A 25,523-nucleotide genomic window follows, 5' to 3' on the forward strand; every position below is an offset into this window, starting at 1 on the left:
ACGTAATGATTTGCAGAAAAATAAGAGTTTTACTGTGTTTTTTATTAGTGACTTTCTATATGCAGGCTCAGCAAACTGCAGCCTACACCAGTGACTTGGTTGAGTATCAAAAAGCACTCACACTTTACAATAACAAACAATATCAAGCTGCTCAGTCTTTATTTGAATCCATTAAAGATGAAGCTCCAAATGAAACAGTAGAATCTGAATGTGCCTACTACATTGCTAATTGTGCAGTGCGATTAAATCAACAAAATGCTGATGATTTAATTCAAGAATTTGTAGATGAATACCCTACAAGTACTAAGCGTAATACGGCGTTTTTAGATGTTGCCGATTATTATTTTACCAATAGTAAATATGCCTATGCAAGAAAGTGGTATGATAAAGTAGATGAAAATAGTATTTCACGTTCAGAACGCGATAAATTCAATTTTAATTATGGCTATACGTTATATTCTACAGGTGATGAGACTGGAGCAAATAAGTATTTAAATCGTGTAGTGACTTCTCCAGAATATGGCTCTCAAGCAAAGTATTATATTGGGTTTATGGCGTATGAAGGTGATGATTATGATAAGGCAAATGAGTACTTCGATCAAGTTAGTGATCAAGACAAATACAAAGAAAAATTATCCTACTATCAAGCCGATTTAAATTTTAAACTCGGAAAGTTTGAAAAAGCCATTCAGCTTGCCAAAGAACAATTGGATAAAAGTAGTCCAAAAGAACAATCGGAGCTTAATAAAATTATTGGAGAGAGTTATTTTAATTTGGAGCAATATGCCGAAGCTATTCCATATTTAAAAGCATATAAAGGACGACGCGGACGCTGGAACAATGTTGATTACTACCAATTAGGATATGCACATTACAAGCAAAATGATTTTGAAAATGCTATTTCCGAATTTAATAAAATCATAGGTGGTAATAATGCTGTTGCTCAAAATGCTTATTATCATTTAGGAGAGAGTTATATCAATTTAAATAAAAAACAAGAAGCCTTAAATGCCTTTAGAAATGCATCTCAAATGGATTACGATTTAAAAATCCAAGAAGATGCATGGCTCAACTATGCTAAGATTAGCTATGATATAGGGAATCCATATCAATCAGTTCCTCAAGTGTTAACGAGTTACTTAGATAAATATCCTGAAACAAGCTATAAAGAAGAAATTGAAACGTTACTTATAGACTCTTACATCACATCAAAAAACTACAAGGAAGCAATCAAGCTTTTAGAAAATAAAAAGAGTTTTGAAAATCGTGTAGCCTATCAAAAAGTAGCCTTTTATAGAGGGATTGAAGTCTATAACGAGGGAGATTATAATGAAGCTAAAGCCTTGTTTAATACGTCAATTGATGAAGCAAAGGATGCTCAGTTTACGACCAGAGCTACCTTTTGGAAAGCAGAAACAGATTATCACTTAAATAATTTTGATGAGGCATTGATTGGATTTAAGCAATTTGCACAACAAACTGGCGCATCCAATGTTGATGAGATTAAAAATATCGATTATAACATTGCATACACCTATTTTAAACTGAAGGATTATAGTCAAGCTACTTCAAACTTTCAGAAGTTTATAGATAATAATCAGGATGATAAATTGCGATTAAATGATGCTTATCTCAGATTAGGAGATGGATATTTCGTGTCAAGTAATTACAATAAAGCCATATCTGCATATGAAAATGCTATTGGGATTAACGAAATTGAAAGTGATTATGCATCCTTTCAAAAAACAATGAGTTATGGTTATGTTGGACAAGCTGCTAAAAAAATTCAAGGTCTCGATGCCTTTATTAAAGAGTTTCCTATATCATCATTACGTGATGATGCCATGTACGAGTTGGCAAACTCGTATGTAAAAACTGGCGATACCGAAAGCGCTATGGCAATGTATAATCAACTGGCATCAGAATACAGTAATAGTGTTTTTATTCCAAAGGCATTATTGCGACAAGGCTTGTCATATTACAATGACCATGATAATGAAAGAGCTTTAACTAAGTTTAAAAAAGTAGCGCGAGATTATCCAGCGACAGATGAAGCTAGTCAAGCCGTCTCTACAGCACGCTTAATTTATATCGATTTAGGCCGTGTAGATGAGTATGCGGCATGGGTGAAAACTTTAGATTATGTTGATGTTACAGATGCCGAATTAGACAATACCGCTTATCTCGCCGCCGAAAAACAATATCTAGATAATAATACAGATGGCGCTATCCGTCAGTTCAACAAATATTTAAATGATTTTCCAAATGGAATCCATGCGTTAAAGTCTCATTTTTATATTGCCGAATTATATTCAAAAAAAGATTTACCAAACAATGCCAAACCACATTATGAATATGTGGTAGGAAAGCAAAAAAGCGAATTTACTGAGCAGTCTATTGTAAAACTTTCTGAAATATATCTCAATAATTCTAATTGGAATACCGCTATTCCACTCTTGAAACGTTTAGAGAATGAAGCCGATTACCCGCAAAATATTACCTATGCGCAGTCTAACTTAATGAATGCGTATTATCAGCTTGAAGATTATTCAAAGGCTGTAACATATGCCGAAAAAGTACTGCAAGATTCTAAGATTGACAATAAAGTCAAAAGTGATGCACACATCATTATTGCGCGTTCTGCAATCAAAACTGGAGACGATACTAAAGCAAAATCGGCTTATGCTAAAGTAGAAAAAATAGCCTCAGGAGCCGTTGCAGCTGAAGCCTTATATTACAATGCTTATTTCAAAAATAAAGAAGGTAAATACACCGCTTCAAATACTACAGTTCAAAAGCTAGCTCGTGATTATAGCAGTTACAAGTATTATAGCGCTAAAGGTTTAGTTGTTATGGCAAAAAATTATGATGCTCTAGGGGATGCCTTTCAAGCGACTTATATTTTAGAGAGTGTCATTTCTAACTTTGCCGAGTTTGATGATGTGGTCGCCGAAGCACAAACCGAACTCAATCGTATCAAAACGAAAGCTGCAGAGACCAATTCATCAGTAGAAACAGATCAAAACTAAAAATGTCATGCTGAGCACTATTGAAATTAAAATATATTTTAATTAAAAATACCGAGCGAAGCTCACTAAGCACAACAAAATATCTTATGAAAAATAACATAAAACTTATAATCATAACCATCTTAACATTAAATGTTACAGTAACTTTTGCTCAAGAACGAGATAAAGATTCTTTAGATGCAGGGACTGTAAATGTGGTAAAACCATATACACCTAAAATTTCTGATGCCTTTAAAATCAAAGAAACGCCTAGTTTAAATGATTCTACTACAGCAAAGAAAAAAGAGGTCAAGTATAACATTTTTTCTATTCCTGTAGCCTCTACATTTACACCTGCAAAAGGAAAGGCAGCTAATGTAGATAAAGAAAAACCAGTAAAATTATTTGACAACTATGCCTCTTTAGGTGTAGGAACATATACAACGATTCTTGGTGAAGTCTATCTTAACCACGAATTGAGTAACAATGAACGTGTTGGTGGTTATTTTAGTCATCACTCGTCAGCAGGAGGCATTGAAGGGATTGAATTTGATAATAATTTTTCTGAAACAGGACTCAATGCGCATTATAGTCAAAAACTAAATGAATATTCATGGAAGGTTGAAGGTGGATTTCAATTTCAAACCTTTAATTGGTACGGACTCCCTGATCAAACTATACCAACATTTGATGTGGATCATTCGTTTTATACTGGAGAGTTTGGTGGACATATTAATTTTGAAGATGCTATAGTAAATAGTGGAAGTGTATTATACCGTCGATTTGGTGATAACTTAGATTCAGGTGAAAATCGCTTTGTTTTAAACACAGAATTTGATATTCCAATTAGAGACGAATCTGTTAATGTTGATGTGACATTCGATTATATTGGTGGATCTTTTGATCGTTTGTATTTTGTTGATGAAGACTATAACTACGGAAACTTTAATCTAGGTGTAGCTCCTAGCTATCAAATGAAGCAAGATGATTTAACGGTAAATCTTGGATTAAATATTGTCTATCTTAATGATAACGAGGCTAATGAATCTGATTTTTTTATATATCCTAAAATTACTGCAAGCTATAGATTAGTAGGCGATTTAATGATTGCTTATGGAGGTATTGAAGGTGGCTTGATTCAGAATTCTTATTACGATTTTGCTCAAGAAAACCCATTTGTGGCACCAGCATTTTTTGTAGCTCCAACAGATCAAACCTATAATGCGTCATTAGGTGTTAAAGGGAAACTGTCTAATAGTGTGAGTTATAATGTGAGTGGTCATTACTTAGCTGAAAATAATAAACCTTTATTTAATATAGGACCGGATTTAAATGTTGATCGTGAGAACTATCAATATGGAAATTCCTATGGTGTAGTTTATGATGATGTATCCACATTTTCTATAGCTGGAGAGCTCAATATTGATGTCAACAGAAATTTTAAACTCGGACTTAAGGGAGAGTATTTTGCGTATGATACCGATGAACAAGTTGAAGCATGGAATTTGCCAGATATCAAAGGCTCTATATTTTTAGATTATCAAATTAGCAGACAATGGTTTGCTGGCGCTAATCTGTTTTATGTAGGAGAACGTAAAGAACGTGTAGTGACAGGGTTTGGAACATTGACACAGCCAGTAATTTCTAGAGTAGCATTAGATAGTTATTTAGATTTAAATGCCCATGTAGGCTATAAGATTAGTGATCAATTATCTGTATTTGCTAAAGCTAACAATATCGCTAATCAAGATTACCAACGCTGGTTAAATTATCCAGTGCAAAGCATTCAGTTTTTAGCTGGAGCAACCTATCAGTTTGATTTTTAATCTAAAATGATATTAATTCTATAGGTGTTCATAATTTTACAAAAAGATTATTTCAAAGGCATTCAATCTATTTAGATTGAATGCCTTTTTTTGCTTTTCATCTAATTAGTTTCCTAGGTTGTAGTAATAATCTTATTATTGTTACAATTAATTATCCTATTTATGAAACAATTATACCTCTTTGCCGTATTCTCTTTTCTATCCATGCAATTACTGGCACAAAATGTCAATATACCAGACCCTAATTTTAAAGCCGCTTTGATAACCAATGGTTTTGATACAAATGGAGATGGAGAAATTCAGTTAACAGAAGCTGAATTAATTACAGAATTATATATGGCATCAAAAAATATTAGTGATATAACAGGAATCGAATCATTTACAAATCTTACTTTTATTAATTTTAATGATAATAACTTAACAAGCATTGACCTGTCTAATAATACCATGTTAGAATGGGTAGAAGTTAATAATAATCAACTCAGTACAATTGATTTATCTCCCCTTATTGATTTATACATTTTTAATGCTAATAATAATAATTTAACATCAATTATAGTTGGTGATAAACCAAATATGGACTCATTTTTAGCATCTGGAAATCAATTAACCACTATTGATTTTAGTATGATTGGTCCCACAGCCTTAGAAGGGATTGTTTTATCTGATAATTTACTTACAGAAATTATATTTCCTTCATTTTTTTTTAGTTTCTCTGGATATCTATATTTAGACAATAACCAGTTAACAAGTATTGATTTAAGTAAGTCATCAGGGCCTTTTGAATTTTCTTGTCAAAATAATAACTTAGAATATATTAACTTAAAAAATAGTCAGTATCCAGAGACTTTTTTAGTAGATCCTAACTCTTACTTTAATATTGAAAATAATCCTAACTTATCATACCTATGTGTAGATGAAGTAGAAATGTCTATCGCACAACAAGCTTTAATTGATAATGGTTATAGTTTAAATGATGTAGAAGTTAATACATACTGTTCATTTTTGCCTGGTGGCCCATATTTTATTGTTGAAGGAGAAGTCTATTCAGATCTTAATAGTAATGGTTGTGATACAAATGACCCTCTTTTTTCTGGCTTACAGTTTAATATTACAGATGGAACAACTAATCTTGGATATATAATCGGTGGAACGGGAATGTATAGTATCCCTCTGCAAGCTGGAACTTATACGATTACGCCTGTATTAGAAAATGTTCCATATTTGAACGTTACAACCGAATCTTTTGTAGTTGATTTTCCTAACGATTCAAGTCCATTTATTCAAGACATATGTGTTGAAATTGATGAATCATATAGAGATTTAGAAATAGTCATACTTCCTCTAGAAGAAGCAAGGCCTGGCTTTGATACGGATTATAAATTAATTTATAAAAACAAAAGTGGCATGTCTGTAGATGGTAGTGTAAATCTTATATTTCAAGATGATCTTATGGATTTAGTTACAGCAAATCCGGCTGTAGATACCCAAATTATAAATGAATTGACATGGAATTTTTCTAATTTATTGCCTTTTGAGCAAAGAGAAATTGAATTCAAAATGAATTTAAATACACCTACAGAAACACCGCCATTAAATGGAGGAGATATTTTGGTGTATACGGCTAGTATTGACCCAGTTTCAAATGATGTAATTCCTGAAGATAATGTGTCTATTGTAAATCAAACAGTAATTAACTCATTTGATCCTAACGATAAAACATGTTTAGAGGGAGATACTATAACACCCGATCAAGTTGGTAAATACGTACATTATATGATTCGTTTTGAAAATACAGGAACCGCAAGTGCTATCAATGTCGTGGTGAAAGATGAAATAGATACAAGTAAATATGATATGTCTAGTCTTGTTCCTTTAAACGCTAGTCATGAATTTGTTACACGAATATTTAATAATAATACAGTTGAATTTATTTTTGAAAACATCAATTTGCCATTTGATGATGCCAATAATGATGGTTATGTGCTCTTTAAAATAAAAACGTTACCATCATTACAATCTGGTGATACCTTTTCTAATGATGCTGAAATCTACTTTGATTTTAATTTACCAATAGTTACTAATGATGAGCTAACTATGATTGCAGAAACCCTAGATGTTAACGAACATAAAGGCGAAAATTTTATTAGTATGTATCCAAATCCTGTCACTAATAGTGTGTTAATTGAAAGTTATAGTTCGCTAGAATCAGTTGTAATTTATGACCTTAATGGAAGACAAATTTTCAAGGAAGATTTTGTAGAAAATAAGGAGTCGGTAACATTAGATATGAGTGATTTATCTGCAGGGCTGTATCTAATTGAATTAAAAACAAGTAGTAGTATAATTAATAAACGTATTCTAAAAGACTAAATAATTTACTGCATAATGTGTTTAAAAGCATTCAAACTTTTGAGTTGAATGCTTTTTGTATTTTTATATACCTAAAACCATACCAATGAAAAAACTTTCAGCACTTCTTTTTTTACTTGTAATAGCATCTTGTTCAAAAGAAATAGAACATGTTGATACTATTGTGTTTAACGCTAATGTTTATACCGTAAATAGTGATTTTGAAACAGCAGAAGCCTTTGCTATTAAAGACGGACAATTTGTGGCTATAGGAACTTCTGATGAGATTTTAAGTAAATATAGTGCTAATGATAGTATAGATGCACAAGAACAAACCATTGTTCCAGGACTTATTGATGCGCATTGCCATTTTCTTGGTTTAGGCTTTAATCAACAAGCGGTTGATTTGGTGGGGACCAAAAGTTTTGAAGAGGTTGTAAAACGGGTTTTAGATTTTCAGAATAAAAATCAAGCCTCGTTTATAATTGGAAGAGGGTGGGATCAAAACGATTGGGAAATTAAAGAGTTTCCTAAAAAAACATTGTTGGATAAACTATTTCCTGAAACACCAATTGCACTCACTCGTATAGATGGTCACGCCATTTTATGTAATCAGGCAGCTTTAGACCTAGGAAAAGTCACCATAGATAGTAAAATTGAAGGAGGCGATGTTGTTATTGAAAATGGAGAACTCACAGGTGTTCTAGTTGATAATGCCGAAAATTTAGTCATGAATTATTGGCCTAAACCAACACGACAAGATAAGGTGAAAGCACTTTTGGCTGCACAAGATATCTGTTTTGATTATGGATTAACTACAGTAGATGATGCTGGACTTGATAGATATTCTATTAATCTCATTGATAGTTTGCAGCAAACTGGAGATTTAAAAATGCGTGTGTATGCTATGGTTTCTTTTTCTCCTGATAATGTAGACTATTATACGAAGAAAGGAATCATAAAAACTGACAGACTTAACGTACGTTCTTTTAAGTTTTATGCCGATGGTGCTTTGGGATCTAGAGGTGCCATGTTAAGGGCGCCTTATAGCGATAAACCAAATCATTTTGGGTTATTGGTGACCGATTTGGAAACGTTTAATACATCGGCAGAACAAATTGCAAATTCAGATTACCAAATGAATACACATGCCATTGGTGATTCTGCAAATCATGCCGTGTTGCAAACCTATAATAAAGTGTTGCAAGGAAAATCAGATAGACGTTGGCGTGTAGAGCATGCACAAGTTGTATCACCAGACGATTTCGAATTGTATAAAAATGTCTTACCTTCTATTCAGCCAACACATGCGACAAGTGATATGTATTGGGCCGAAGATCGTTTGGGAAGCGAACGCGTAAAAGGTGCTTATGCCTATAAACAATTGTTAGATGCGTATGGTAAAGTCGCTTTAGGAACCGATTTTCCTGTTGAGCGTGTAAGTCCGTTTTTAACGTTTTATGCTGCTGTAGCACGACAAGATTTAGAGCAATTTCCTGAAGGCGGATTTCAAAAAGAAAATGGATTAACCAGAGAAGAAACTTTAAAAGGAATGACAATTTGGGCAGCCTATTCTAATTTTGAAGAAGACGAAAAAGGTAGTATTGAAGTAGGAAAGCTTGCCGATTTTATCATCTTAGATAAAGATATCATGACAGTAAATCAAAACGAGATTCCTAATATCAAAGTTAATCAAACCTTCGTAAATGGTGAAGCACAATAATTTGAGGTTTTATCCATGATAGCACTTTGGAATGTTTCTTGTATTAATTAGAATATGAAACAATTATTACTTACAATATTATTACTTATATCATTTTCTCTAAATGCTCAGGAAATTAAAGTTGTTGAGGTGAATTTGTGTGAAACAGGTACTGAAAAAGCGGTTGCCGATTTTAGTAAAGGCATTTATAAAATCTATTCTTTTGGTTGGGCACCTCAGCCTGCAAATGATTTTGAAGTTTTTAGTAACAATTATTTACTAGAAAAATATAATATTCAGGTAGTAAGTATGGGATGTGTTATTATGCCTAGCGATGATTGTTACAATAAGAAAATGAATGCATTATTACTGAATAAATATGGTGATAATCTTTTTGAGCAGGCAAAAAAAGATGCGCGTATTCAGTTTGAAAAGATTAAAAATTGATAATCGTTATTTTGTTAAAATAACTTCGCCAAATAATCAAAGTGCTCTCCGTCCATGACTTTCTCACATTGCAGGCCAACAGAACTACATGCTAATTGTAAGCGTTCAAAATCGAGATATAACCATGTCATAGGCTTTTCGTTTTCGCCTTTGTAGCTCAAAAAATAATCCAATTCCCCATAATAATTAGCATTGGTGTCTATCCATAAGCCACCATCGTCATCCTCATACATATATTGTATATCTGAGGAATCTATTAAGATTTGTCCTTTTGGATTTAAAAGTGTTTTTAAATGTGAAAGGTGTTTTGCTGCTTGAGACAGTTCTTGGAAAACCCCTGTACCATTCATAAGTAATAAAATAGTATCGAAAGTCTCGGTTTCATCAAGTAAGGCTTTTAATTCAACATGTTTAAGACCTCTATGTTTTGCAACTGTTACAGCGCCTTCTGAAATATCAATTGCTTTAACGTTCAATCCTTTATTTTGTAAATATAAACTGTGATTTCCAGCACCACAGCCTACATCAAGAATATGACCTTTGGCTAATTGCAAAGCTTGTTGTTCTAGCTTTGGCATTTCAGTATAACTTCGAAATAAGTAGGGAAGAGGTAATTCATCTTCACCAGAAATATTGGTTGAAGTGATAATGTCTTCGGTATAATTTTTGTGATAATAATCGAGTAAGGCTTTTCCAAAAAGGTCTTTCATAAAGTGTTATTTTTGAACTATGCAAGACATCATAAATAATCTTCCAAAGCTGGCCAAAGATAAGCATAAGGAAAACAAAACATTCTTTACAAAACTTAAAAAAAAGCCACCAAAACAATTGGACTATCTCATGCAAGAGCTTCATGCAGAAGAATTTGAGAGAACTGATTGCCTGGATTGCGCAAATTGTTGTAAAACTACTGGTCCGTTGTTTACATCTAAAGATATCGAGCGCATTTCTAAACATTTTAAAATGAAGCAGCAACAATTTATAGATGCCTATCTTAAATTAGATGAAGAACAAGATTATGTGCTACAATCTGTACCATGTACATTTCTTGGGACAGATAATTATTGTTCAATTTATGATGTAAGACCTAAAGCTTGTAGAGAGTTTCCGCACACAGATCGGAAGAAATTTCAGCAAATATCAAACCTAACATTGAAAAATGTGGCCATTTGTCCTGCGGCATACAATATTGTGGAAATTATGAAACAACGTATTAAAATTTAATATGATTATGTCCATGAAAAAGTTAATTCTGATTTTTTGTTTTCTCTGTGTCATACCTCAATCATCTGAGGCACAACAATGGTTAACATCATTAGATGCAGCAAAACGCCTGGCTATGATTCAAGATAAAATGATTATCATGGTCTGGGAAGAAGCTACGGCTTATGACTATCCTGTAATTGTTAAAGATGCTAGTGGTAGTGAAGTTGTTGTTGAGAATTTATTTGAAGCAGATTACCTTAATAAATGGATATGGACCCATTTCGTTCCTGTAATTGTGAATGAGTCTTATTATGGACAATTTTATGAAGACATAGAGGGGAAAAGGACAATAAGATATATGGATAAATTTAATGATGACTCCTTTAAAGTTATGGATGTTAATGGTAATATCCTTAATACGACTCCATCATATGAAGAAATTCTTAATCTTTCGAATTTTATCGATAAATATTATATCAAGACCACATTTCTAAAAAGTGAATTGATTAATTATTCAAACGAAAAAAGCTTCAGAACTGCCTATTATCTGGCAACTAAATATATTGATGCTGCTATTTATTTAAATAAGAGTGTAAGATCTGAAGTTATTGAATTATCTAATATTTATTTAAAAGAAGCTAAAGCGTTTTTGGTTTTCGGACAAATGGATAAGAAGCTCGAATTACAGGAGAAAATTCACCTGTTAGAGATTTATCAAAACTTAGTTCTTAATAAGCCTAAAAAGGTGTTGCGGCAATTAAATCGCATTGATCTAAATCTCTTATATACCAGTAATGAACCTATGCTTGCGTTCTTATATGAAACAACGTATCGTGTGTTAAAAGATGAAAAAAATGCAAGTGTATGGAGAAGTAAAGTTTCTTTAGTAAATTTGAAAAAAGCGAATGATATAATTAAAAATGCTGATTAATCTTCTAAAATTTATGGCCCAATCTTTTTATAACTTCAAAAATAGTTTCTCATACTTGATGACCTTAATTATAGTTGTATTGTCTTTAAATTGCTCATCAGATGATAGCACTTCAAACTTAAATACAAATTTATTATACGGACAATGGTATAGAGTGGGGTTGTGTCAAGAACAAAACAGCTTATTGTTAAACGCTAATAAAACCTATGTAAGTAGAGGGTCTGGTGCTATTGATTGCGATGATCCTACTAAAGATACTTACGAATTTACAGGAACTTTTTCTTTGCCAGGAAGTCGAATAAAGTATAATCAGCAATCTGCTGAATTAATTATAGATGGCACAGATTTAACTACTTTAGAGTTTCCTAACCCAGAAATTGTAAATGAAATTACTGAATTAACAGAGAATACACTCACCATTAGAACCTTTATCGATAGAGGAAATAATGTCATCGAAGAATTAGGAGTTGTATCCTATGAGCATTAATTATGGAGCAAGTTATTTCATATTTCGAAACCATTCCTTCATTACATCGAAGTTTAATTTTAGTTGGAGGAATCACTTTTTTTTGGCTTCTTGAAGGAACATTGCCTTTATTTAATTTCAATTATAAAAAGTGGAAACATGCGTATCCAAATTTATTTTTCACATTCACAACAATCATAGTTAATTTCGGATTGGCATTTTTGCTCATTTCTACAGCAGATTGGGTAGTTGATAACAACTTCGGAGTTATAAATTGGATTCCTAATTTACCGCTATGGGCTTATGTTGTTTTAGGAGTCTTACTTCTCGATTTTATTGGTGCGTATTTGGCACATTATGTTGAGCATAAAGTGAAACCACTTTGGATGGTTCATCTTGTACATCATACCGACCATAATGTTGATACAACTACTGCAAATCGTCATCACCCACTTGAAAGCGTGATTCGTTTTGTCTTTACACTTTTTGGAGTTTTTATTATTGGTGCACCAATTGGTATTGTAATGTTATACCAGTCAATGTCATTAGTGGCTACTCAATTTAGTCATGCCAATATTAAATTACCAAAACAAGTTGATAAAATATTGAGTTATGTTATAGTGTCACCAGATATGCATAAAGTACATCATCATTATGTATTGCCCTATACTGATTCTAATTATGGAAATATCTTTTCAATTTGGGATCGTATTTTTGGAACCTTTATGACTTTAGATAGAGAAGCTATCGTCTATGGTGTAGATACATTTCCCGATGAAGAAGCCAATGGTAAAATAGGTGTGCTTCTTAAACAGCCATTTCATAAGTATCGTAAACCAACTACTATAAAACCTTCTGAATGATGCCCCGAAAGAAGTTGTTTTTTTCTTAGTCTGCATTTTTAGGGTCTGGGATTAAAAAATGAACTTCCCGATCGTTTAAGTGTTCATTTTTAGGGTTTTACGGAGATTTAAATTCGTAGGTTTTTCTACAATTCTTGCACTTAACCCGTTTTTTAAGCTTAAACATTCAGTTTGTCGTTTCTTTTTTTGCTTTTAACCAACAACTTAGATTTCAGTAATAAGCTCTTCTAACTTTGTGGTGTGTTCTTTGCGGTTACTAGTTAAGAAAAGTTACCAATAAAAATACATCATAAATTAATCCAAAGTCCCTCAAAAGAGGTTGGAAATATTTTTAGTTTAATCTTTAAATGACCCCAATCATGAACAAGTTAACTACCCTTGGCGTGCCAATATATCGCCTGTATATTATAGTGCTATTTCTACTTGTTAGTAGTTATAGTTTTGCTCAAGAAGAAACGTATACTGTTATTCGAAAAAATGTAAATTCATTAGCAATTGATTTGAGTCACGATTTATCAAACACTCAGGACTCATTGCTTCTAGAGAATAAGTTTTTATTTAAGAAAGTTAGGTTTTTAAATAGTACTACAGAAAAAGTCTTTGATTTTAAACCAGCAGTAAAGCGTGCAAAAATTCCTTTAGATCAACTTCCACTAGGAAATTATACAGTAATGTTTTATCAAGCCGATAAGATTATTGTATTCCAAATTGACAGAATTTTACCATTTGACTATAAGCCGAGAATGGAAACTGATGTCGCTGTTAACGAATTGAGTGTGGCCGATTTGAATATGGATATAGCTATGGCAGATATTAACGACAGCGATTTAGAATTTTATGCGGCTAATTTAAACCTAGCAATAAATGATAGTGAAGATAAATTCGAGTCATTAGAGAATACTATAACGATTGCTTATAATTTATCAAACCCCAATCGTTCCAAAGTGCAATCTAGAGCAGAGTATAGGCGAACACATTTAAGACCAAATGGAAAGCCATATAATGATTGATCATTAGGTTTAGCTTATAAGAAAAGTCCATACTTCGGTTTTATTTACCGTTCATGGATTTTTTTACTCCCAAACCAAAAAAGCAATTAGTTTTAAGGTTCGGGATTATAAAAAAAGCTATTAGTTTAACTGTTGTTGACGTTAACCAACATGTATCTATGAGAATAGTTTTAATTATAATCTTTTTTAGTTTTATCTCGGCTTTAAACCACTCTGCTCATGCTCAGAATGACTTTGCTAAATTGGAAAAAAATGTCAATATAAGAGCCAAAGGTTTAATTCAGCAACTTAATTCAACCAAGGATACTTTAATACTTAATAGCAAATCTCTTATTAATAAAGTCTATGCTGTTAGCGAAGATTACAAACGAGAAGTGGATATTGTTGTCAATGATAAAAATGTGCAAATCCCTTTACATAATCTTAGTATGGGAAAACACGTGTTTGTGGCTGTACAATCTCCAGTTCGTATCGTATTTGTGGTCAAAATTTTAAGAGATGATCACCATTTGTTACTAGCAGTTGATGATGATGATCTTGTTGCCAAGAACAAAAAGAAATAACATTATTTATAGATTAAATATGGAGCGCTTGTCTTTCTAAAGCTTTCAAGTCCTTCAGCCCAGCTTGCTTTTATGTCCTCTTCCGAAACTCCAGTTTCTATTTGCTTTTGAAGCGATTTTGTTCCGGCTAATGTCGTAAAGTAGTCATTGAAAAACACAGCCTTATCTATCGTATTATGATAGGCACGAATCAAATAACTTAAATCTATACCATTCATCATACTATGATCACTTAGGTCTTCTCCATAACAAAGCTTACCTTCATTTTTTGGGTATTTAGCACCTTCATTTGGAGATGGGATATATTTAAAATCATAAACGGTTTTATCTAAATAAGGGCTACCGTAAATCTGAAATTGTTTCGATGTCCCTCGACCTGCATTCACATTAGTGCCTTCAAAAAAGCAGAGACTAGGATAAAGGTTTATCGATTGGTCATTTGGTAAGTTTGGAGAAGGCTTAATAGGTAAATTGTACACCTTGTTGTGATTATAATGTTCCATTTCAATCACAGTGATATCGCATGTGATATTGTTATCTAACCAACCTTCACCATTAATCATTTTAGCATATTCGCCAATGGTCATTCCATGTACTACAGGAATTGGATGCATGCCAACAAAGCTTGTATGTTCAGGTTCTAAAATTGGGCCATCAATATAGCGTCCATTGGGATTTGGTCGATCTAAAATAAGCATAGGAATATTCGCTTCGGCACAAGCTTCCATAACATAATGTAAACTTGAGATGTACGTATAAAAACGTGCGCCAACATCTTGAATGTCAAAAATAACCATGTCTAAACCAGCTAATTGCTCTGGATATGGTTTTTTGTTTTTACCATAAATAGATACAATTGGAATTCCGGTTTTTGTATCTACTCCATCTTTAATAAACTCTCCCGCATCTACTTTTCCACGAAATCCATGCTCTGGAGCAAAGACTTTCATTACAGTGATATCAGAATAATTATGTAAAAAATCTACCAAATGGTAAGATACTTTATGACTACCCATGGTGGAAGAATCAACTTGATTTCGTTCTAACACGCTCATCATAGACGTTTGATTCGCAACAATTCCAACGCGCTTTCCTTTTAGGATTGGTAAATATTTTTCGATTCTGTTGGCACCTAAAATAATGTCATTCTCTTCTGTGAAAGTTTTGTCGTTTTGAGTCTCTTTTTTAGATTCATTATTTTGAGCCGTTTCGGTAGTGGTTTTATTTCCGCAGGAAATGAGTACCAAAACAAATACAATAATTATTGGGAAAACCCTATTTTTGAACATCGATAAACGCATTTTAAATTTTGAATTACGAGTTTTTTATAGCTAAACGTATTATTGGTAGTAAATCGTATAAAAGTAGTGTTTCGGCACCAATAATAAAAATTGGTATTGCTGCAATCGCTATTGGTATTATTGTTATGCTTATTGCTATTGCTACAGGTCTCGGGCTTCAGAAAAAAGTGCGAGAGAAAGTGGTAGCTTTTAATGGACATATTACCATTAATAATTTTGATACTAATTCGTCAAACGAATCTCGTGAACCAATTTCAACCAATCAAGATTTTTATCCTAATTTTAATACAGTAGACGGTGTAAAACACATTCAAGGAGTTGCCACTAAATTTGGTGTCATTCGAACAGAAACAGATTTCGAAGGTATTGTTCTTAAAGGTGTTGGATCAGATTATGATTGGTCTTATGTCAAAGAATTTTTAGTCGAAGGTCAATTACCTATTTATGATGGGAAGTATAGTAATGATGTTGTAATATCTAAGTATCTCGCTAACCGATTAAATTTTAAACTTGGAGACACCTTTCAAATTATTTTTGGAAAAGAAAGTATCGAAGAACTCCCGTTTCAGCGTAAGTTTATTATCGTTGGGATTTTTAATTCTGGATTTCAAGATATTGATAAAACCTTTATGATTGGAGATATTAGTCATATCCAACGCATGAATAAATGGGAAAAAAACGAAATTGGTAATTTTGAAATCTTTTTAGATGACTATAGCCAACTTATTCAAAAAGATCAGGAGATTAGAAGCAAAACACCGTCGCTTTTAAATACAAAGACGATTGAAGAAAAATTTTATACGACCTTCGAATGGATTAAAATTTTTGATAATAATACCTATGGGATTATTGCAATCATGATTATTGTTGCTGGTATTAATATGATTACCGCCTTGTTGGTGTTAATTTTAGAACGTACACAAATGATAGGTATTCTTAAAGCTCTTGGGAGTTCTAATTGGAGTATTCGTAAAGTATTTCTGTACAACGCAACATATCTTATTGGATTGGGTTTATTTTGGGGAAACCTAATAGGTTTAGCCTTGTTATTAGCTCAGCAACAATTTGGGATTTTAAAGTTTCCAAATCCAGAACAATATTATGTATCCATAATTCCTGTTCATATTGGTCTAGATTATATTGTTTTGTTGAATGTTGGTACTTTTATAGCCTGCCTCTTAATGTTACTTATCCCTTCTATAATTATTACCAAAATTTCACCTGTTAAAGCGATCCGATTCGAATAATCCACTCGTGTTAACTTAATTATTGTGGGCGTTACCCTTTATCACTTCACTGTGATAAAGCGTCAGGCTTTCCGTTGTATCTTTTTGTATTGTCACCTCGAGTGAAGTCGTAAGGTCTTTGTCTACTCAAAAAGGATGTCACTTCAATCCTTAACGCAAAATTGAGTTAAATGCCATTAATAATGTCGAGTTTTGATTATTTTTGCATCGCAAAATAAATACAATGGATTACGCAGAAAATATATTAGAGACAATTGGTAATACACCACTAGTTAAAATCAATAAACTAACTCAAGAGTTACCGTGTTTGGTGCTGTCAAAATACGAAACTTTTAACCCAGGAAACTCAGTAAAAGATCGTATGGCGCTTAAGATGATTGAAGATGCAGAAGCTGACGGTCGTTTAAAACCAGGAGGAACTATTATCGAAGGAACTTCAGGAAACACAGGTATGGGGCTGGCTTTAGCTGCTATTGTTAAAGGATACAAATGTATTTTCGTAATCAGTGATAAACAGTCTAAAGAAAAAATGGATATCCTTCGTGCTGTTGGTGCAGAGGTTGTTGTTTGCCCAACAGATGTTGAGCCAGATGATCCACGTAGTTACTATTCTGTGTCTAAGCGTTTAGGGGAAGAAACACCTAATTCTTGGTATGTAAATCAATATGATAATCCAAGTAATGCTAAAGCACATTATGAAAGTACTGGTCCAGAAATTTGGAAACAGACCGATGGTAAAATCACACATTTTGTTGTTGGTGTAGGCACAGGAGGAACAATCTCTGGTGTTGGAAAATACTTAAAAGAACAAAATCCAAATGTGAAAATTTGGGGAATTGATACCTATGGCAGTGTATTCAAAAAGTATCATGAGACAGGGATTTTTGATGAAAATGAAATTTATCCTTATGTAACCGAAGGTATTGGAGAGGATATTCTTCCAGAAAATGTTGATTTCTCAATCATTGATGGGTTTACTAAAGTGACAGACAAAGATGCAGCTGTGTACACTCAGTTATTAGCAAAAGAGGAAGGTATGTTTTTAGGAAATAGTGCTGGTGCAGCTATAAAAGGACTATTACAACTAAAAGAACAATTTACTAAAGATGATGTTGTTGTGGTGTTATTTCATGATCACGGAAGTCGTTATGTAGGCAAAATGTTTAATAACGATTGGATGCGTGAGATGGGATATATTGACTAATACATCACTTATGTTTTATGTAAAGAGCAATTCAAAAGATTGCTCTTTTTTTATTGGTGTTGTAATCGTCAAGTATTTTTTATTGAGAAAAAACCATAGTAACTCTTTAATTCAGGATAATGATTAATTGAGTTGTTTTATATGTAGTTCTAAATATATTTCAGTGTTTAGTGTGAGTACGATTTCCTATATTTATAAAAATTTTTTTCGGTGATAAAAAGAGTGCATTTTATAACACTATTTTGGGTGTTTCTACTGGTTACTTTTCATGTTCAATCTCAAATATTTGAGCAGGTTCAAATTCCTGCTGGCCTAGGAATTCTTGAAAATAATAATGGTGTGGCTGTTGCCGATTATGATAACGATCTCGATCTTGATATTTTTGTTGTAGCCTTAGCACAAGATCAAGAAGGAGATGAACGTACAAAAAGCAGGCTGTTTAGAAATAATAACAATGGTACCTTTACAGATGTTACTGAAGCCGTTGGACTTACCAATTTATTGCCTTTTGATAGCTTGGCCGAAGATTTTTTTGGACTAAAAGGGTTTAAACATGGAGTGTCTTGGGGCGATTATAATAATGATGGTTTTCCAGATATTGTATTTACACACTCTAACAAGCTACAGTTGTTTATTAATCAAAATGGCATCTTTACCGAAGTAACCGAAGGTGCAGGATTAACTCAATTTAGTGAATGTCGCCATACTGGAGCAACTTGGTTTGATTACAATAATGATGGTTTTCTTGATCTTTATGTCAATGATTGGGATGCTTGCGATACCAATTCGCTATATCTCAACAATGGTAATGGCACATTTACCGATGTTACAACCGAAACCAATATGCAGGATAACGGACAGTTTGCAAGTTATATGGCTGTTCCAATGGATGTCAATAATGATGGTTGGATGGATTTATATGTCTCTAATGACTTTAATGAACCTAATAATTTATTTATTAACCAAAACGGAACCTCATTTGTTGATGAAGCGTCATCTTATGGATTAGATAATATGATTGATGATATGGGAATCACGATTGGTGATTTTAATCTCGATGCGGCTTTTGATATTTTTATTACAGGTATAGAAATGAATGACCTACTTGTTAATGACGGTACAAATAATTTCTTTAACCTTACCGAAGAAAATAATCTTGATGAAACAGGATGGGCATGGGGAACACGATTTGCCGATTTCGATTTGGATACTGATGAAGATTTAGTCATTGTTAACGGATTTGAATTTGAAGACAATGGAGCACTTAACAATGTGTATTATAAAAATTTAAATGCGGAAGGCGAATCTGGTTTTGAAGATATTTCAGAAGCGTTAGACTTTGATGCACTAACTGTAAGTGTTGAAGCATTAGATTGGGATTATGATAATGATGGAGATTTAGATATTTATGTGACAAATGCTGATCAACAATCCATCTTATATGAAAATAAATTACTCAATTTTGATGAAGAAAGCCCGTTGCATTGGTTTAAAATATTATTACAAGGCACAGTGTCTAATAGAGATGCTATTGGGACGAAATTGACACTAACTACAGATGAACGCACTTATGTTAGACATTACACAGGTGTTGGGTTTTTATCACAAAGTTTACAAGCGGTTCATTTTGGTTTGGCTGAAAACATCCAAATTGAGGAACTAGAAATATTATGGCCTTCTGGCTTAATAGAAACTTTTGATGCTTTAGAAGTTAACACTACAATTAGAGTAATAGAAGGTGAGGGCATGCAGGTGTTAGATATTATTCCAAGTCAGAAAATATATGGATGCTTAGATCCGTTTTCATGTTCTTATAACCCTGAGGCTACTGTAGATGACGGATCTTGCACTTATCTCGATTCTAATTCTATTTCTGGAGCAACTAATTCAGGTTTTTTTAAAATAGAAGACTATACATATCCTATTGAATTAGGATCTCAAGCTAATTGGTTAGTAACAGGTGGAGAGATTATTGGTGGGCAAAATACAAGTACAGTTACTATTAAATGGGGTTTAAATGAATCAGGAATACTTCGTGTTAGGGAAAATAATGGTTCATGTTATAGTGAAGAGCAAATGATAGATGTTACTTTAAGCGCAGCAGAACTTCCTGAAGATGTTTCTATTGCTAGACTATGGAACGAGGTGTTGCTTGAAGCCATAAGAAATGATTTTGCTAGACCAACTGTACATGCACGAAACCTATTTCATACAAGTGTGGCTATGTATGATATTTGGGCAATTTATGATGATAAAGCAAGACCCTATCTTATTGGCAATACAGTTAATAATTTTACGACTGAATTGGAAAGTTTTATTCCTACCGAAAGTATTGAGGCATCCCAAAATAAGGCGATTAGTTATGCTATGTACCGACTACTCTCTTATAGATTTCAAAATTCTCCCAATGCTGAATCATTACAGGCCTTATTTGATTTAGTCATGGAGCAATTAGATTATGATACAACAAGTAATTCTACCTTATATGAATTTGGAAATGCAGCTTCTCTTGGGAATTTTGTTGCAGAAACTCTGATAAATTATGGTAATGGTGATGGATCTCGAGAGCTAGATTCGTTTAATAATGCCTATTATACTCCAGTAAATGCTCCCTTAGGTCCATCTGTGCCAACAACAACTCCTATGTTTGATGCTAATCGATGGCAACCTCTTAGTCTGGATACCTTTATTGATCAAAGCGGAAATTTGATTGAAGGCTCTACAATAGCATTTTTAAGTCCAGAATGGGGAAATGTATTTCCGTTTGCGATGTCTGAGGATGATAGTGATATTTTTCAAAGGGAAGAAGGTGCCTATCGTGTGTATAACGACCCTGGTGATCCTCCATATTTAAACATAACAACAGAAGACGCTTCCAGTGATGCATACAAACTTGGCTTCTCTATGGTGTCAATCTGGGGATCTCATCTCGACCCTAGCGATAATATTATGTGGGATATTTCACCAGGAGCTATTGGAAATACAGATATTTCGACCTTTCCTGCAAGTTATGAAGACTATCCTAACTTTTATAATATCATTGAAGGTGGAGATATTGGACAAGGGCATGCCTTGAACCCTATCACAGGGCAAGCCTATGAGTCTCAGTTAGTCCCGCGAGGAGATTATGCTAGGGTATTGGCTGAATTTTGGGCAGATGGCCCAGATTCTGAAACTCCCCCAGGACATTGGTTTACGATTTTAAACTATGTCAATGAGCATCCACTATTGGAAAAGCGGTTTCAAGGCGAAGGTGAATTATTAAATGACTTAGAATGGGATGTGAAATCCTATTTTATTTTAGGTGGAGCTATGCATGATTCAGCGATTTCAGCATGGAGTATTAAAGGTTGGTATGATTATGTAAGACCCATTTCCGCAATACGTCATATGGCTTTATTAGGTCAAAGTACCGATGAAACATTAGATAATTATAATGTTTCAGGTATTCCTCTTATGGAAGGTTATATTGAGATTGTGGAAGAGGGTGATCCTTTAATTGTAAATGATGTTGAAAACTTAGGGAAGATAAAACTGTATACTTGGAAAGGTCCTGATTTTATTGATGATGAAGATACAGATGTAGCTGGAGTAGGTTGGATTCTCGCTGAAAATTGGTGGCCATACCAACGCCCAACATTTGTAACTCCACCGTTTGCTGGATATGTTTCAGGGCATTCTACCTATTCTAGAGCAGCTTCCGAAATTCTAACTAAAATTACTGGAAGCCCTTTTTTTCCTGGTGGTTTAGGGGAGTTTACAGCTAAACAAAATGATTTTTTAGTTTTTGAACAAGGACCATCAGTAGATGTGAAATTGCAGTGGGCAACTTATAGAGATGCTTCAGATCAGACAAGTTTGTCGAGAATTTGGGGTGGTATTCATCCTCCAGCCGATGACATTCCTGGTCGATTGATTGGTGAAAAAGTAGGCAACGAAGCATTTGATTTCGCTATACCTTATTTCAATGATGAGGTAGTTGTTAATGAATCTTCAGAACAGATTATTTATCCTAATCCTGTTATAAATAATGAAGTGTTTATTACCAATTCATTACAAGAAGATGTAATAACAATATTTGATATAAGAGGACGGCAAGTCAATATCCTAAAACAAGAATTTAACGAGTTTGGAAGTGTCACTCGTTTGGTAATTCCTAATGGAACTGCTGAAGGATTATATTTTTTAAGTATTAATAATAAATCTACATTATTAATAATTAACAATTAACTATGTCATGCAAGAAATCCTTCAAAACTATATCCCAGAACGATCGGTAAAAAAAGTTATTGAGCTTTTAAACCATGACAATCTCACTGTAAAAGTGAAGAACGAGCGAAAAACTCGTCATGGTGATTATAAGCGATTGCCAAATGGGAAGCATCAAATAACTGTGAACTCTAATTTAAACACTTACCGCTTTTTGATGACACTCATTCATGAGATAGCACACTTTGTAGCTTATAAAAATTATGGACGAGTTATTAAGCCTCATGGTATTGAGTGGAAACGTACATTTCAGCATTTAATGTTACCTTTTTTAAACCCTGATGTTTTTCCAATAGAATTATTACCATTATTAGCAAAGCACTTCAAAAACCCAAAAGCCTCGAGTGATAGTGATGCAAATTTAGCTTTGGCTTTAAAACAATTTGATGAACCTAACGATAAAACCTATATTTTTGATGTACCTTTTGGAGGTACTTTTAAATTATACAATGGTAAAGTATTTAAACGAGGTAAACAACGTGTAAAACGTTTTGAATGTATGGAGATTAAAACTGGGCGCTTATATCTGTTTAATCCTAATGCTGAAGTTGAATTATTAAATAAAATCAATGAATAAAAATTATTATGCCATTTTAATGGCCGGAGGTGTTGGGTCTAGATTTTGGCCGGTGAGTACTCAAGATTTTCCAAAACAGTTTCATGACATGTTAGGTACTGGAGATACTTTAATTCAAAAGACTTTTAGCAGGTTGTCTAAAATAATTCCGAAGGAAAATATATTTATTTTAACTAACGAGCGATATAATGATTTGGTTTTCGAGCAATTACCAGATGTGACCAATCGTCAGGTAGTATTAGAACCAGCTATGCGCAATACTGCGCCATGTATTTTATATGCGGCTTTAAAAATTCAAAAGGAAAATGACGATGCTGTAATGATAGTTGCACCAAGCGACCATTGGATTGAAGATGAACAGGCATTTACTAATGACGTAAAGCAAGCTTTTGATTTTTGTGTTGAGAATGACACCTTAATGACCTTAGGAATACAACCCACATTTCCTAATACTGGTTATGGTTATATAGAGTATGATAAGTCGTCCACAACTTCAATTAAAAAGGTAAATCAATTTAGAGAAAAACCAGATTACAATACTGCAAAAGGGTTTATAGAACAAGGTAATTTTCTTTGGAATGCAGGGATTTTTATGTGGAGTGTGAAAAGTGTAATTAAGGCATTTAAAAATAATCAACCAGAATTGTTCAATCTTTTTGAACGTGGTTGTGAGGTTTATAATACTGATTTTGAAGATGATTTTATAAGAGATAATTATGGGAAAGCTGAAAATATTTCTGTGGATTATGCTATTATGGAACAATCACAAAATGTTTATGTGATCCCTGCAACATTTGATTGGAATGATTTAGGAACGTGGGGAAGTTTATATGATAAACTTGATAAAGATAATAATGGCAATGCTGTGGTTAACGCTCAAACTTTGGTCGATGATACTTCTGGTAATATGATTAGAACTAAGAGTAATAAGGTAGTGGTAGTTGATGGTTTGAAAGATTATATTATTGTGGATAAAGATGAAGTTTTGCTTATCTTTCCAAAGACAAAAGAACAAGATATTAAAAAAGTACTCCAAGGTGTAAAAGAGAAGTTTGGAGAACATTACGGTTAGAATATGAGTGAAGAGAGTAAATTCGATTTCTCAGAAGAAGAGATTAAAAAAGAGGAAGCAGTAGAACAAAGTAAGGAAGCTGTTAAACAGGATGCTAAAGGTTTATGGCAAAGTACCACGACATTTCTTAATGAACTTTTAGATTTTAGGGAAGATACCGATCGTGAAGCCACAATTACAGCGATTAAGGATGATGTGTCTTTTAAAGGCGCTACGGCTTGGATTTTAGTATGCTCGATAATGGTAGCATCGGTAGGTTTAAATGCAAATTCTACTGCTGTGGTTATTGGAGCCATGTTAATTTCTCCTTTAATGGGACCAATCCTTGGAATTGGTATGGCCATAGCAATTAATGATATTGATACGTTAAGACGATCACTTATCAATCTAGCAACAATGATTGTTTTGAGTTTGCTTACTGCATTTTTATTCTTTAAGTTCTTTCCACTAGGAAATCAAGAAACCTCTGAACTTTTAGGTCGTGTTAAACCAGATATTCGTGATGTGTTAATTGCTTTCTTTGGTGGTTTAGCCTTGATAATTGCGCGTACTAAAAAAGGAACCATAGCCTCAGTTATCTTTGGTGTAGCAATTGCAACTGCTTTAATGCCGCCTTTATGTACAGCAGGATATGGCTTAGCTGATGGAAATTGGTCCTATTTTTTAGGAGCGATGAACTTATTTACAATTAATACCATATTCATTGCTTTAGCAACCTTTATTGTGTTAAAGGTCTTACGATTCCCAATGCTCAAATATGCGAATTCAGCAAAACGTAGACGAATTGCTAGATTTGCGGCTTTAGTTGCAATAATAGTTATGATATATCCAACGATTACATTTTTAAGAGTACTAAAAAATAGTGGTTTGGAGAATGACTATAATACATTTAAAAAGGTAGAAATTGAAGACAATAACGAATTATGGTTGCAAAAAGGGACGCCAAATTATGAAGAAAAAACCATTGCTCTATATTTTAACGGAGAAGTGTCTGATGCTACTATTGCAGATTTAAAGAACGAGATAAAGAAGTATGATAAAATTAAAGACTTTGAATTAATAATAAGTGGTAACAAGAATAGAAGCTTTGATAAAATTGTAGATGCCTATGATAGAGCCATACGTGATTTAGATCAAAAGGATTTAATTATTTCTGGACTTCAAAAACAGGTTGAAGACCTTCAAGCCAATATTACCAACTTAAATAAGCAGATAGAATCAAAAAATGCTAAAGGGACAGTGTCTTTTACAGCATTGTCTAGAGATGCTAAAGTGCGATTTAATGATTTGGAATTTTTCGGGTATTCTGAAATGTTAGAATCTAAAGACTTTATTAATATTGATACCGTTACAGTGGCAAATGTACGATGGAAAGTCGCCTTGGCGGATAGTGTTATTATAGCTAGAGAAAAGGCTTTACAAGAATGGTTGCAAAAAGAACTTAAAACAGATACAGTAGTGATAAGACGAAACTAAAAT

19 protein-coding genes are annotated in these 25,523 nt (G+C 33.3%); 17 read left to right on the forward strand and 2 right to left on the reverse strand.

Translation table 11 applies throughout. The features are described from left to right. Positions 1–5: 5 nt before the first annotated feature. The 5 genes from ACTU6T_RS10685 (at position 6) to ACTU6T_RS10705 (ending at position 9,335) form a co-directional block, all read left to right on the forward strand. Positions 6–3,029, forward strand: coding sequence for a tetratricopeptide repeat protein (locus tag ACTU6T_RS10685; RefSeq protein ID WP_460218197.1), 3,024 nt, complete (start codon positions 6–8; stop codon positions 3,027–3,029). An 86-nt stretch (positions 3,030–3,115) separates the two neighbouring features. Then, positions 3,116–4,834: a TonB-dependent receptor gene (locus tag ACTU6T_RS10690; RefSeq protein ID WP_460218198.1), complete on the forward strand. Its 1,719-nt coding sequence runs from the start codon at positions 3,116–3,118 to the stop codon at positions 4,832–4,834. Between the two features lie 162 nt (positions 4,835–4,996). Next, complete coding sequence (locus ACTU6T_RS10695; RefSeq protein ID WP_460218199.1) at positions 4,997–7,207, forward strand: DUF7619 domain-containing protein; 2,211 nt, start codon at positions 4,997–4,999, stop codon at positions 7,205–7,207. 85 nt (positions 7,208–7,292) lie between these two features. Continuing rightward, positions 7,293–8,909 (forward strand): amidohydrolase, encoded by a 1,617-nt coding sequence (locus tag ACTU6T_RS10700; RefSeq protein ID WP_460218200.1) that lies wholly within the window; start codon positions 7,293–7,295, stop codon positions 8,907–8,909. Positions 8,910–8,963: 54 nt separating this feature from the next. After that, positions 8,964–9,335, forward strand: coding sequence for an FEKKY domain-containing protein (locus ACTU6T_RS10705; RefSeq protein ID WP_460218201.1), 372 nt, complete (start codon positions 8,964–8,966; stop codon positions 9,333–9,335). A 14-nt stretch (positions 9,336–9,349) separates the two neighbouring features. Here ACTU6T_RS10705 and ACTU6T_RS10710 read toward each other — a convergent pair whose 3' ends face one another. After that, positions 9,350–10,045, reverse strand: coding sequence for a class I SAM-dependent methyltransferase (locus ACTU6T_RS10710; RefSeq protein WP_460218202.1), 696 nt, complete (start codon positions 10,043–10,045; stop codon positions 9,350–9,352). A 19-nt stretch (positions 10,046–10,064) separates the two neighbouring features. Here ACTU6T_RS10710 and ACTU6T_RS10715 point away from each other — a divergent pair, with 19 nt between their 5' ends. From ACTU6T_RS10715 to ACTU6T_RS10740, 6 genes are all read left to right on the forward strand, one after another. After that, positions 10,065–10,559: a YkgJ family cysteine cluster protein gene (locus ACTU6T_RS10715; protein ID WP_460218203.1), complete on the forward strand. Its 495-nt coding sequence runs from the start codon at positions 10,065–10,067 to the stop codon at positions 10,557–10,559. Between the two features lie 115 nt (positions 10,560–10,674). Next, positions 10,675–11,472, forward strand: a complete 798-nt coding sequence (locus ACTU6T_RS10720; RefSeq protein ID WP_460218204.1) for a hypothetical protein — start codon at positions 10,675–10,677, stop codon at positions 11,470–11,472. 58 nt (positions 11,473–11,530) lie between these two features. Beyond that, the gene (locus tag ACTU6T_RS10725; RefSeq protein ID WP_460218205.1) at positions 11,531–11,959 is read left to right on the forward strand and encodes a hypothetical protein; all 429 of its coding nucleotides are present in this window, start codon (positions 11,531–11,533) and stop codon (positions 11,957–11,959) included. 2 nt (positions 11,960–11,961) lie between these two features. Beyond that, the gene (locus ACTU6T_RS10730; RefSeq protein ID WP_460218206.1) at positions 11,962–12,801 is read left to right on the forward strand and encodes a sterol desaturase family protein; all 840 of its coding nucleotides are present in this window, start codon (positions 11,962–11,964) and stop codon (positions 12,799–12,801) included. Between the two features lie 359 nt (positions 12,802–13,160). After that, the gene (locus ACTU6T_RS10735) at positions 13,161–13,811 is read left to right on the forward strand and encodes a hypothetical protein (protein ID WP_460218207.1); all 651 of its coding nucleotides are present in this window, start codon (positions 13,161–13,163) and stop codon (positions 13,809–13,811) included. 158 nt (positions 13,812–13,969) lie between these two features. Next, entirely contained in the window at positions 13,970–14,374 is a 405-nt protein-coding gene (locus ACTU6T_RS10740; protein WP_460218208.1) for a hypothetical protein, read from the forward strand. A 2-nt stretch (positions 14,375–14,376) separates the two neighbouring features. Here ACTU6T_RS10740 and ACTU6T_RS10745 read toward each other — a convergent pair whose 3' ends face one another. Then, positions 14,377–15,663, reverse strand: coding sequence for an exo-beta-N-acetylmuramidase NamZ family protein (locus ACTU6T_RS10745; protein WP_460218209.1), 1,287 nt, complete (start codon positions 15,661–15,663; stop codon positions 14,377–14,379). Between the two features lie 20 nt (positions 15,664–15,683). On the opposite strand from ACTU6T_RS10745, the gene ACTU6T_RS10750 reads away from it, so the two are divergent. The 6 genes from ACTU6T_RS10750 to ACTU6T_RS10775 all read left to right on the forward strand — a co-directional run bounded on the left by ACTU6T_RS10750 (position 15,684) and on the right by ACTU6T_RS10775 (position 25,520). Continuing rightward, positions 15,684–16,922, forward strand: a complete 1,239-nt coding sequence (locus ACTU6T_RS10750) for an ABC transporter permease (RefSeq protein ID WP_460218210.1) — start codon at positions 15,684–15,686, stop codon at positions 16,920–16,922. A 223-nt stretch (positions 16,923–17,145) separates the two neighbouring features. After that, complete coding sequence (locus ACTU6T_RS10755) at positions 17,146–18,126, forward strand: PLP-dependent cysteine synthase family protein (protein WP_460218211.1); 981 nt, start codon at positions 17,146–17,148, stop codon at positions 18,124–18,126. A gap of 210 nt (positions 18,127–18,336) precedes the next feature. Then, entirely contained in the window at positions 18,337–22,356 is a 4,020-nt protein-coding gene (locus tag ACTU6T_RS10760) for an FG-GAP-like repeat-containing protein (protein WP_460218212.1), read from the forward strand. Positions 22,357–22,363: 7 nt separating this feature from the next. Next, positions 22,364–22,972, forward strand: coding sequence for a SprT-like domain-containing protein (locus ACTU6T_RS10765; protein WP_460218213.1), 609 nt, complete (start codon positions 22,364–22,366; stop codon positions 22,970–22,972). Further along, a complete protein-coding gene (locus tag ACTU6T_RS10770) occupies positions 22,965–24,044 on the forward strand; it encodes a mannose-1-phosphate guanylyltransferase (RefSeq protein ID WP_460218214.1) in 1,080 nt (359 codons plus the stop codon). The genes ACTU6T_RS10765 and ACTU6T_RS10770 overlap by 8 nt, the downstream gene beginning before the upstream one ends. A 3-nt stretch (positions 24,045–24,047) precedes the next feature. Next, positions 24,048–25,520 (forward strand): DUF389 domain-containing protein, encoded by a 1,473-nt coding sequence (locus ACTU6T_RS10775; RefSeq protein WP_460218215.1) that lies wholly within the window; start codon positions 24,048–24,050, stop codon positions 25,518–25,520. The last annotated feature ends 3 nt before the right edge of the window (positions 25,521–25,523 follow it).

The sequence above is a fragment of the Psychroserpens citreus genome (assembly GCF_055686305.1).